Genomic DNA, 11779 nt, shown 5'->3' on the forward strand with positions numbered 1-11779 from the left:
TGGGTGTAAATTACGCAGTTTGATGCTAAACATAAACTGGAATAGAATTAATGTAAACCGTTTGTCCAGCATCCGCACTGGACTATCCACCCAGAAAATTAGTGTCACATGACGGCTAAGTTTACCTTCACCGAGCAGCAGCTGGTTGCGCTGCTTAAAAGCAATGATAGGGCTGCTTTCGAATATCTTTATGACAATTACTCGGCTGCATTGTTTGGCATCATCGTTAAGATTGTCAAGGATGAGGAACGGGCCTGTGATGTGATGCAAGATACATTTCTTAAAATCTGGAAAAGCATTTCAAGCTATAATTCAGAAAAAGGGACACTTTTTACGTGGATTCTGAACATTGCCCGCAATACAGCAATTGATAAGTTGCGTATGGAGCTTAAAAAGGAGAACGTCATTCATCTCGATTCCCTGCGCGATGCGGACTTGTCCGGCACCTCGGTTTTCATTCCTATCCCGGAAATCATGGACGTGCGATTGATTGTGGAACAGCTCCTTCCCGATCGTAAGTTGCTGATTGATATGGTGTATTTTCAAGGTTACACGCACGAAGAAGTTTCAGAACGTCTCAGTCTGCCATTGGGGACTGTCAAGTCAAGGATTCGCAAAGCATTGAAAGAACTGAGATATATTTTCGCTGTAACGACGCCCGAAGCGATTTACGCCTAAGCACATTCGCAATTGGGTTTGTAGAACCCGGAAAAATTCGAAATTTTCGGCTGTCGAATTTTATCAATATCAATTCATACTTCGCTACAAAATCCGCAATAAGCGGCACGGGATTTTCGTTCCGCGAGAAATCTAATATACTCACCTTTTCGAACATTTTTAGAGCATTTATTTGTAGAAACGCTTCTATCTGCTTGGCCGCACGTCGCGTATATGACAGAGCGCTCATCCAATATGCGGAAGCAAACCAAAATTGCATTTTTAACTAAATAAGCGCTTTCAGATCAGACATTTGAGTGTCCTTCATTGGAGGTCTAATATTGCCTTGTGCTCGCTGTCATCGCGTTGTTGATATTGAAATAGTTATATCTTTAAAATGGTGAATTTTTTCTTTAATGGGTTAATCAGTTTGCCTGGCTATCGAAGTAACTGACTCAAATAAAGCGAAATAATCAAATTTAAGGCATTGAAATATGTTCATTTTTTTGGGTAGTAATAATTTAAAAATTGCTATCAAAATATTTCGCAATTACATGTAATATTGAAAAAGTTATATTTCGGGTTGATCTAAACAATACTTTTGTAACGTAGATTTTAAATGTCATTCATTTATCACCTAAATAGTTACAAATCAATTATGTTATGAAAAACTTTACTTTACTCTTTGGTTTCTTATTACTTACCTTCTTACTCCCTCGCAATGTTTACGCCACCGACGATTGTGGTTGCAAAGACTCCGAAAATGCGCTTAAAAACGGGAATTTTGAATCAACCGAATATTGGAAAAAATCGGACGGCACCAATTTCAGAACAGATGACGCCTACAACATTTGCGGGCAAAAAAACGGATTGATCGACCAGGCTGGATTTGTGTATCAGGATGTGCAAATTGCAGGTGGAAGTGCCATTAACATGACGGTTTATGGCGGCACACACGACAGATCAAAGACGCATAAGTTTTACCTGTTGTTTTATAATAGTAATAATGAAGAAATTGAAAGTGAGCGTGTTACAGTTGATATGAATTACCAGGTTACCGGAAACGGAAATCTGCAAAAATACACTTTATCAAAAAATGCAGCGCCTTCCAATGCGGTTAGGGTGCGTTTTGCATTCTATTCGAGCGGAGCTTACTTCAAAGTTGATGTCGCATGTATGTCAGTTACGCCGCCCGCTCCGGCCGATTGCGGATGCCCAGAGGCTGATAATGCGATTAAAAACGGCAGTTTCGAAAACGGCACGAATAACTGGATTGCCACTTCCGGCACCAATTTCAGACAGGATGACCCATATAGTGTTTGCGGATCAAAAAATGGTTTGATCGATGGCGCGGGAACTGTTTATCAGGAAGTAAACCTGAGCTCAGGCAGCCGCGTGAATTTGACCGTATATGGAGGAACGCACGATACAAGCAAGAATCACCAGTTTAAGCTTGAATTTTACACAAGCTCAGGTGCGCTGATCCAGGTGCCGACAACGCCTGAAAATACGGTGGATATGAATTTCCAGGTAAGCGAGCAGCATAAATTACAGCAATATACATTGTCCGGAACAGCTCCGTTCGGCGCAGCGAAAGTGCGTTTGTCAATCATTTCAAGCGGTAATTATTTCAAAGTGGATGTGGTGTGCATGAGCATTACGCCAGCGACGCCTCCAACTTGCGAGACATGTAACAACAACAAGCTCGTGAATGAAAGTTTCGAAAACGGAACCGAGCATTGGGCAACGACCGGAACGGTGATCACGGATGCAACCATCGCCGTGTGCGGGACGAAAAGTCTGATATTGGCTGGTCCGGGTTCATTCTCGCAGGACATTCCGTTCGTTTCAACTTTGGGGAATGCGGTTAACCTGAGCATTTGGGCAGCAGTTAAGCAAGATGCAGATCAGAAAATTGAAGTGATTTTCCTGGACGCAAACAACAAAGTGCTGGGAACGCTCACGCAAAATATCGACAAGCTGGTTGAGTCAAATCCATGGGGATTCCAGCGTTATAATCTTGCCGGCGCCATTCCGAACGGCACGACGATCATCCGCATTATTGGCTCAGCAACAACAGATTACCTGGCAGTTGACAGCGGATGTTTGACATTCTCAGGCCCTCCGCTTCCGGTAACACTTGCTGCATTCAATGTGAAAAAAGAAGGCAATGTTGCTACATTGGTTTGGTCGACAACTTCGGAAAGCAATTCAGATCATTTTGAAGTGCAGCACAGCGGCGATGGAAAGAAATGGGATGTGCTTGCGATCGTTACGGCGCAGGGAGAGAGCAAAGCATTAGTCACTTACAACTATACGCACACTTCGCCTTTGGCCACAAACCTTTACCGGTTAAAAATGATTGATCAGGATGAGACATTTGCGTTCAGCAGCATTAAAAGCCTCAATTTCGACGGCGATGCGCAGATCAGCGTTTATCCAAATCCGACAACGGACCATCTTGTGCTGAACAGCAATGCTGCAATTTCAAGCGTTAAGTTTTATGACCAAAGAGGCGTGCTCGTAATGAATGCTTTGCCCGACGCCTCCAATGCAATCGATGTCAAAAAGTTGAACCAGGGCATTTATTTTATCAAAATCAACAATAGCGCTTCGACAAAAAGAATTGTGATTGTCAGATAATTGAATGTGCATTCCAAAAAGCTCTTCATCCGTAAATCTCGGGTGAAGGGCTTTTGTTTTATAATATGTTCATAACTTTCCGGCTCTTAATTCTGTAAAGTGCCTAAGGACTTGGATTTTAGTAAGGAAGATTTTGGAACTGATTTTACCTGGGGCGTGGCCACGGCCGCTTATCAGATAGAAGGTGCGGTGGACGAAGACGGGCGCGGGCCTTGTGTCTGGGATTCGTTTGCAAAAATCAAAGGTAAAATCAAGAATGGCGATCATGCTGAAATTGCATGCGATTTTTACCACCAATACGAAGGTGACATTGCACTTGTTAAAACATTGGGCTTTAAAGAATTCCGGTTTTCAATTTCCTGGTCGCGCATTTTTCCCGACGGCTATGGCGCGCTGAATGAAAAAGGCATAGCATTCTATAATCGTGTGATTGATCAATGTCTTGCATTGAACATTGTTCCCTGGATCACATTGTATCATTGGGATCTTCCGCAGGCTTTGGAAGATCAGGGCGGGTGGAAAAATCGGAAAGTTATCGAATGGTTTTCGGCTTATGCCACGGTTTGCGTCAAAGCATTCGGCGATCGGGTGAAAAAGTGGATTGTCTTGAATGAGCCCATGGCGGTTGCCGGGCTTGGTTATACAACGGGTCTGCATGCACCTGGCAAAAAAAGCATGCTGAATTTCCTTCCTGTGGTGCATCATCTCGCAATGTGCCAGTCTGCGGGCGGGCGCATAATCCGCGAACTTGTTTCGGACGCTTACATTGGAACCGCCTTTTCATGTTCCTACGTGCATGCCGCAAGCGACAATATCAAAGACATTAATGCTGCAAAGCGGGCAGATGCGCTTATGAACCGCCTTTTTATTGAACCCGCATTGGGACTCGGTTATCCATCTGATGCTTTCAGTTTTTTACAAAATATCAAACGATATATGCTTCCCGGCGACGCTGAGAAACTAAAATTCGACTTCGATTTTATTGGTGTGCAAAATTATTTCAGCGTCGTTGTCAAGCATTCCTATCTCGCGCCGGTAATCTGGCTCAAAGAAGTGCCGGCAACATTGCGGAATGTGCCGGTTACGGCAATGGGGTGGGAGGTTAGCGGCAAAGGAATGTATGACATACTAACACAATTCGCTGCTTATGAAGGTGTTAAGGAGATCATTATTTCCGAAAACGGCGCTGCTTTTCACGACAAGCTTAATGATGACGCCATTCATGACGAAGGTCGCAAGCAATTTTTTCAGGAATATCTTGCTGCGATATTAAAAGCGAAAAGTGATTTGGGAAAAATCAAAGGTTACCTGGCCTGGACATTAATGGACAATTTCGAATGGGCCGAAGGATTTGACGCCAGGTTTGGACTTATTTATGTCGATTTTAAAACACAAAAACGCACAATAAAAGATTCAGGCAAGTGGTTTGCCTCTTTCTTAAACGCATAATCGGCAATTCACTCACCAGTTGACGATCACAAATTGAGAATATTTTTGGCTTCTTTTTCAGAATAGAACGGAGCCAATTCCGCTTCTTCAATAATTTCCTGAACCTGTTCGTCGGACGCCGGCACACTTTCAGCCACGTGAGCGCTGGTTTCTTTAAAATCAATCATTCCTTTTTGTTTCAGGCTAGCCAAAACCTGCTTAATCAATTCTTGTTCCGATTCCTTAATTACTTCAATGTGAAAGGTTTTCATACATAGTTTTTTATTGTAGATGATTTTGTTCAAAAATCATTCCCTCCATGCAACTTCACTACGCGTTTGAGCATCATTCAACAAAACCTAATTTATTAGACCATGAAAACTAAACAACTGTTATTCGTCGCGTTGACCTTTTTCGTTTCGCTTACCGCAAAAGCGCAGGGCGAGGACAAGCCTTATGTGACCAAGAATTTTACCAATGCATCATTAAAAGAACTGGAGGTGGAAACTTCGGGCGGGTCGATCTCGGTTACGGGCGGCCAAAGCAGTGGTTTCAGGGTGGATATGTATGTCAAACCAAACAACTGGAATGGAAAGGACGAACTTTCGAAGGAAGAGGTTGAAGATCGGTTGGAGGATTACGACATTCTCATCGGCACGGAAGGCAACCGCGTGATCGCGACAGCAAAAAGGAAAAACAACATTAAATGGAATGACAAGAAAAGCATTTCCATCGCATTCAAAGTTTCTGCGCCTCGCAACACGGCGACAAACCTGAAAACGAGCGGAGGAAGCATTCACATTGCTGCATTATCCGGCGAGCAAAACTTTACAACGAGCGGCGGAAGCCTGAAAGTGACTGATCTGGAAGGCGTTATTCGTGGCAGAACTTCCGGAGGCAGCATTGACGTGGCCAATTGCAAAAAAGATGTGGAGTTGCATACAAGCGGCGGGAGCATTAAAGCCATGGAATTGAGCGGCAAAATCGTGCTTGAAACTTCTGGCGGAAGCATTGCACTGAACGAAATGGAAGGCGATATCGAAGCGCATACAAGCGGTGGAAGCGTAAAAGGCGACGGCATCACGGGCTCGCTTAACACGGGCACTTCGGGTGGGTCAGTAAGACTTTCCAATGTGTCGGGAAGTTTGAGGGCGAGCACGAGCGCGGGCAGCATTGAAGTAGAAATGAACAAGTTAGGTGAATATGTAGACCTTTCCAGCTCGGCAGGAAGTGTGCGCGTGACCATGCCAATGGACAAGGGCGTTGACCTGAATCTGAAAGGAAACAAAGTGAATATTGCTTTGAAAAACTTTGACGGCCAAGCTGAGAAAGATTACGTGCGCGGCAAAATGAACGGCGGCGGCATTCCGGTGACATTATCGGCAAGCAGTGGAAGCGTTTCGGTGAATCAGTAAGGCAATAACTATTTACATATAAGTGAGGCATTGGAATTAATTTTTTTCCAATGCCTTTTTTTGTGACCGATTTTTCAAACCTGCGTCAAAGCATAAATAATCGCTCTGTCTCATGTTTAAAAAAATCACAAATCACCTTCAAGAATTTTTCGGCATATCCAAAAAGGAAGCGAGAGGCGCACTGGTGCTCATGATTTTATGCCTCTTCCTACTTTGGACGCCCTTTGTTTTTCGCCGATTTGTCCTTCCCGTTTTACCCATTGAAAAGCAAGCCGTCGATTTTAAAAAGTTGGACAGCATTGCCGTAGTGCTGGAAAGGGAAAGTCAGGTCAAGTTCAAAAAATACAAGCCATTTCCGAAAAAAGAGTTTGCGAAAAGGCCTCCAAGAACAGTCAAATTATCTGATTTTGATCCCAATTCGGCTTCAATTGATCAGTTGGAAACATTGGGCATTCCTGCATTTCTGGCAAGGCGCATTGACAAATTCCGAAGCAAGGGCGGCAAATTCAGGAAAAAAGAAGATCTGCTGAACATTTACGATTTCCCTTCGGAGCTTTTCGGGAAGTTGAAGAAGCACATTGTTTTTAGTTCTGTTGTTTCGCCGCCGTCTGTTTCCTTATCGAAATCTGTTTCTTCATCATCTTCTTCTTCTCGTTCTTTTGGTGCGCGGCCCGGCGTTGAAACGCCGGGGAATGTTCGTGGTTTTGTGATGTTTGATTTGAATTTGGCGGATACGGCGCAGTTGGTGCGGTTGCGTGGGATTGGGACCAAACTTTCACAGCGCATCATCAAATATCGTGATGCACTGGGCGGATTTCATGACTTGCGCCAATATTCAGAAATCTTTGGACTTGACTCACTGGCTCTGGGTGAACTGCGGCGTTATGGGAAAATTGGAAGTGCGGTAAAAAAGATCAGCATTAACACGGCTTCGGCTGAGGAGCTGGGCCGTCATCCTTATTTGAGAGATCGAAAAAAGATTGTTGTGTTGGTCAATTATCGCCAGCAACATGGCGCATTTCAGTCTTTGGAAGATTTGAAAAAAGTGAAAGTGCTGGATGATGATTTGATCAAAAAAATAAGCCCTTATCTCTCTTTTGACTGAGATAAGGGCTTTTAAATTACAATAAGCCTTAAAAATTGGGCTTCAACAGATATTTATTATAGAAATTGTCGATCACTTGCACGGCTTGATCCGGCGTGTCGACAATGCTGATCAGTTTCAGGTCTTCGGGATTAATATTTCCCTCCGTCAACATTGTTCCTTTGATCCAGTCAAGCAATCCGGACCAGTAACTGCTGCCCACCAGCACAATCGGGAACCGACCGATCTTCTTGGTTTGAATCAATGTCATCGCTTCAAACATTTCATCCAATGTTCCAAAACCACCCGGCATCACGATGAATCCCTGGGAATATTTGACAAACATTACTTTGCGGACAAAGAAGAAATCGAAGTTGATATTCTTATCGGGGTCAATGTAAATGTTGCTGTGTTGTTCAAAAGGCAGTTTAATGTTCAGTCCGACAGATTTTCCGCCTTGCTCGTGTGCGCCTTTGTTGCCCGCTTCCATTATTCCGGGACCGCCGCCTGTGATGACGCCGTAACCATGCCTGACGAGCTTTGCTGCGATGTCTTCGGCTGTTTTATAATGCGGATTGCTGGAAAGCGTGCGCGCCGATCCGAATAAGGAAACACAAGGGCCAATTTTCGCAAGCTTGTCAAATCCTTCAACGAATTCGGCCATAACCTTGAAAACAACCCACGAATCGGCACTTTTTATCTCATTCCAATTTTTATCTTCAAAAGCTTCCTTAATTCTCAATTCATCTTCCGGAACCGCAGCATTAAGTAAGGAAACATCTATTAATTCAGCATTTGTTGGTTTTACTTCTTCACTCATATTCGGGTATTCATTTTAGTTGTTGTATGAGATAATCGTAACTTTGTGACCGGCGTTTATAGAAAATATAATATTAACTTTAACCATTGTCGGTGCAACATTGCACGGTAACAATTAACAAAAAAGTAATGAGAAAAATTGCTATCGGTTCTGATCATGCGGGTTTTCCTTACAAGGAGCCGGTCATTAACTGGCTAACAACGAATGGTTTTGAAGTGAAGGATTTTGGGACTTACAGCGCTGAGTCTGCGGACTATGCAGATTTTGCACATCCCGTTGCCAGTGGCGTTGAGAGCGGTGAGTTTGAAAAAGGCGTGCTGTTATGCGGAAGCGGACAGGGCGTATGCATTACGGCAAACAAGCACCAGGGAATCCGTGCTGCATTGGTTTGGGACTTGCCGCTGGCTGCACTCGCACGCCAGCATAATGACGCCAATGTGATTTGCATTCCGGTAAGATTCATTGAACTTGAAATCGCACTGGCCAGCATTGAAGCATTTCTTGCAACAGAATTTGAAGGCGGACGTCACCAGACGCGTGTCGATAAAATTGCGTGCTAGATCTTTCTTTGATAAATGCCTTTCCAGGGACTTAATTGATATTGCTTTTTGAGTGCCGGAACGCGGTAAAGCAATTTCGGCATGATATTCACCTTATCGATGACGTAATCCGGCGGATCTTTTTTGAAGTTGTCATACACGTGAATAACGCTGTCAAAATTGTCCAGGTTTTGCAAATCATAACTTGCCAGTTCCCAGTTGAGATAAGGCGTTGCAGTAAAATTATTGATATATTCTCCGGAGTGCTGTCCCAAAACCAGCACTCTTTTTTTCTGGATCTGACCGGGAAGTTCCGCTTCTCTTGCACGGAGATTTTCCAGTTTTCCCATTGAGATCCCAGGAATGATTCCGCGTAATCCCTGATATTGGATCAAAAGAATCACAGCACCCATTGTGATAAATTGCAGCTCATCAGCCAGGCTTTTCTTTTTGAAGCTTTGGAAATAATGTGTTGCAAAAAAGGCTGCGGGCGGGATGAAGATCACAAATTGCATCGGCGCCATGAACTGCATTAACGGAATTGTGAAAACTGACACAATGAACCAGAGCGCCATCACCTGCTGAATTCTGGTCTGATAATTGACAAAGCGAAGCGTTGTGAAAATCCGCATAAAACCCATCACACCGAAACCCAAAGGCAACAATAGCGAAGCGATCAGGGACGAAAAATCATTGAGATTATATTGTTTTACCTGAAAAACGGAGGTTAGCAAATTCCTGTTTAGACTTTCAATGCCATTGTTCAAATAAAAAAACAGCACGACCATGAGCAGCGGGAACACAGAGCCAAAAATGCCGAGCAAATGGTGACGGACCGTGGAGCCGGTGTAAAACAGGAGCGCCAGAAACGCCCAGACCATAAACAATGAGGCGGGCAAATAAAACAGCGTCGCGATCCCAATGTAAAGCCCCATTTCAAAAACCTGCGGCGTCACATCACGTTTTACAAGGATTTTCACGATCGATCCGAATGCGAAGAGCAGGAATGTGTTCGCCATCAGCATGGGCGAAAGCGTGCCCATATCAAAGGAAATGTTCAGGAAAAGCGCGTACAAGGCCCCTGGCAAAAACGTGCGTTCCGGAAACACCTCACGCGAATGAATTACGTAATTGAAATAGAGGATCTGGATAATCGAAACAATGATTGCGGCTAGCTGATAAAACCATTGCGTGCGTCCGAAAAGCGTATCGATAAGCCAGTAAGTAAGCCCGGAAAATGGGCTGACGTTATCCCAGACATCTCGATATAGCATGAAACCGCGTCCCATTTGCTCGCCAACGAGCATCCAGCTCAGTTCGGGAATAAGCAGCGGTGCGCCACCCAGGAAAAACGGGAGGCGAAGCAGTAAAAAAAATACCACCAGACTGATTGTCTGATACCGTGCATTTACGCGAAAAAAACTTAGCAAGAAGTAAGCAGATTATATATCTTATCAGAATAACTTTCACGAAATTACAACTCCGCATTCTACAAAAACAAAATAAGTGCGGATATTTGTACTTTTGCAAAATGGAATCTAAAAGACAACAAAAAGTAGGGAGGCAGATCCAGAAGGATCTTGGGGAGATATTCCAAAAGGACGCACAACATTTGACGAATGGCTCTTTTGTAACCATAACTGCGGTCCGCGTTACGCCGGACCTAAGCATTGCAAGAGCATATCTGAGCTTTTTGCCCGATAAAAATAAATCGATTTTGCTGGAAACCATTAAGGAGAACACCCGCTTCTTTCGCCAGAAGTTAGCAGAAAGGGTGCGACACCAGCTTCGGATCGTGCCTCATTTACAATTTTTTATGGACGACACTGCCGAATACGCGGCCAAAATGGATCTGCTTTTTTCGGATATCGTAATTCCTCCCGCGCAACCGGACGAGGAAGAAGAATCCAAATGATTTAAGCATTCCCAAAATGGATCTTTCGTACCGGATTGCCGTCCGCTATTTTTTCTCCCGTAACAAACGCAGCTTCATCAGCGTGATCGCCCGCATTGCAATGGCTGGCGTGGCTGTGGGCACGATGGCTATGGTTGTGGTTTTGTCCGTTTTCAACGGGATGGAAGACCTTAACCGCAAGATTTTCAAGACTTTCGATGCGGATATCAAAATTACGCCAGCCGAGGGAAAGCGCTTCAAGGTGAATGATGCTTTTATTCAAAACATCAAATCTGTTGAAGGAGTAAAATTTGTAACCCAGGTTGTGGAAGACAATGCGCTGGCGCAATACGGCAATCAGCAAATTATTGTGCGCCTCAAAGGCGTAGACAGCGGTTTTGAACAGCAAGCAGAACTGGACACAGCCCTCATTGAAGGCTCTTTGCGTTTGTATGGCAACAACGGAACGCCTTATGCCATTACGGCCGAGGGCATTCGCAATGCACTCTCCATTTCCCTCGAAGACATTCTCACGCCTTTGCAGCTCATGTATCCGAAAACCGGGACCAAAACGATTGCTGTAAATCCTTCCGAAGCTTTTAATACATTGTCACTCAGGCCGGGCGGTGTTTTTTTTATCGAAAGCCGCTATGACGATTATGTTATCGCGCCCGTTGCTTTGGTTGAACAACTCATGGAATACCACGGCGAAAGATCGTCGTTGGAAATTAAGGTCGCGCCGGGATTCACGGAAAAGCGGGTTAGCAGAGCGCTTGCGGAAAAATTAGGCGGTCAATTCGTAGTAAAAGACAGGGATTCGCTCAATTCGGATCTGCTCCGCGCCATCCGGCTTGAAAAACTTTTTGTGGCTATAACCTTGTCTTTCATTATTTTAGTAGCCGCGATAAACATTTTCTTCTCGCTGAGCATGCTCGCGATCGAAAAAAAGAAGGATGTTTCCATGTTATATGCATTGGGTGCGACACCGAAGCTGATCCGGAAAATTTTCCTGGCAGAAGGAGCCATCGTCGCATTGTCGGGCGCCATATTCGGGCTTTGTGCCGGAATCGCATTGTGCTTGTTGCAGATCAAATATGGCTTTGTTTCGATGGGAATGGCAACTTCGCTGGTTGACGCTTACCCGGTCAAATTAATATGGGGAGACATACTTTTCACGGGCGTCATCGTCGTTATCATAACAATGCTGGTGTCCTACATTCCTGCGCGCCGGGCAGCACAAGCCGGCCAAATATTGCCGGTCTGATATTTGTAAAGTAAAACGAAAATATAACTGAATCA

11 protein-coding genes are annotated in these 11779 nt (G+C 44.3%); 8 read left to right on the forward strand and 3 right to left on the reverse strand.

The window, feature by feature from the left end; genetic code table 11:
* Positions 1-108: 108 nt before the first annotated feature.
* From LZG73_RS10155 to LZG73_RS10165, 3 genes are all read left to right on the forward strand, one after another.
* Complete coding sequence (locus LZG73_RS10155) at positions 109-678, forward strand: RNA polymerase sigma factor (protein WP_233848442.1); 570 nt, start codon at positions 109-111, stop codon at positions 676-678.
* A 642-nt stretch (positions 679-1320) separates the two neighbouring features.
* On the forward strand, positions 1321-3300 hold the full coding sequence (locus LZG73_RS10160) for a T9SS type A sorting domain-containing protein (RefSeq protein ID WP_233848443.1): 1980 nt from the start codon (positions 1321-1323) through the stop codon (positions 3298-3300).
* A 99-nt stretch (positions 3301-3399) separates the two neighbouring features.
* Positions 3400-4749, forward strand: a complete 1350-nt coding sequence (locus tag LZG73_RS10165) for a GH1 family beta-glucosidase (protein WP_233848449.1) — start codon at positions 3400-3402, stop codon at positions 4747-4749.
* A 26-nt stretch (positions 4750-4775) separates the two neighbouring features.
* On the opposite strand, the gene LZG73_RS10170 is transcribed toward LZG73_RS10165, so the two are convergent.
* Entirely contained in the window at positions 4776-5000 is a 225-nt protein-coding gene (locus LZG73_RS10170; protein WP_233848451.1) for a hypothetical protein, read from the reverse strand.
* 102 nt (positions 5001-5102) lie between these two features.
* Here LZG73_RS10170 and LZG73_RS10175 point away from each other — a divergent pair, with 102 nt between their 5' ends.
* A complete protein-coding gene (locus tag LZG73_RS10175; RefSeq protein WP_233848454.1) occupies positions 5103-6143 on the forward strand; it encodes a DUF4097 domain-containing protein in 1041 nt (346 codons plus the stop codon).
* 112 nt (positions 6144-6255) lie between these two features.
* Complete coding sequence (locus LZG73_RS10180) at positions 6256-7248, forward strand: ComEA family DNA-binding protein (RefSeq protein WP_233848457.1); 993 nt, start codon at positions 6256-6258, stop codon at positions 7246-7248.
* A gap of 28 nt (positions 7249-7276) precedes the next feature.
* Here the strand turns inward: LZG73_RS10180 and LZG73_RS10185 are convergent, their stop codons facing one another.
* The gene (locus LZG73_RS10185; protein WP_233848459.1) at positions 7277-8047 is read right to left on the reverse strand and encodes a TIGR00730 family Rossman fold protein; all 771 of its coding nucleotides are present in this window, start codon (positions 8045-8047) and stop codon (positions 7277-7279) included.
* A gap of 128 nt (positions 8048-8175) precedes the next feature.
* Between LZG73_RS10185 and rpiB the strand changes: the two genes are divergently transcribed.
* Complete coding sequence (gene rpiB, locus LZG73_RS10190; protein ID WP_233848460.1) at positions 8176-8607, forward strand: ribose 5-phosphate isomerase B; 432 nt, start codon at positions 8176-8178, stop codon at positions 8605-8607.
* Here the strand turns inward: rpiB and LZG73_RS10195 are convergent.
* The gene (locus LZG73_RS10195) at positions 8604-10016 is read right to left on the reverse strand and encodes a hypothetical protein (protein ID WP_233848462.1); all 1413 of its coding nucleotides are present in this window, start codon (positions 10014-10016) and stop codon (positions 8604-8606) included. The two genes, rpiB and LZG73_RS10195, sit on opposite strands and share 4 nt — an antisense overlap.
* Positions 10017-10117: 101 nt before the next feature.
* Here LZG73_RS10195 and rbfA point away from each other — a divergent pair, with 101 nt between their 5' ends.
* Together rbfA and LZG73_RS10205 are read left to right on the forward strand one after the other, a co-directional pair.
* The gene (rbfA, locus tag LZG73_RS10200) at positions 10118-10501 is read left to right on the forward strand and encodes a 30S ribosome-binding factor RbfA (protein WP_233848467.1); all 384 of its coding nucleotides are present in this window, start codon (positions 10118-10120) and stop codon (positions 10499-10501) included.
* A gap of 16 nt (positions 10502-10517) precedes the next feature.
* On the forward strand, positions 10518-11744 hold the full coding sequence (locus LZG73_RS10205; RefSeq protein ID WP_233848472.1) for an FtsX-like permease family protein: 1227 nt from the start codon (positions 10518-10520) through the stop codon (positions 11742-11744).
* Positions 11745-11779 lie beyond the last annotated feature (35 nt).

Source organism: Dyadobacter sp. CY326, assembly GCF_021390515.1.
Lineage (GTDB): Bacteria > Bacteroidota > Bacteroidia > Cytophagales > Spirosomataceae > Dyadobacter.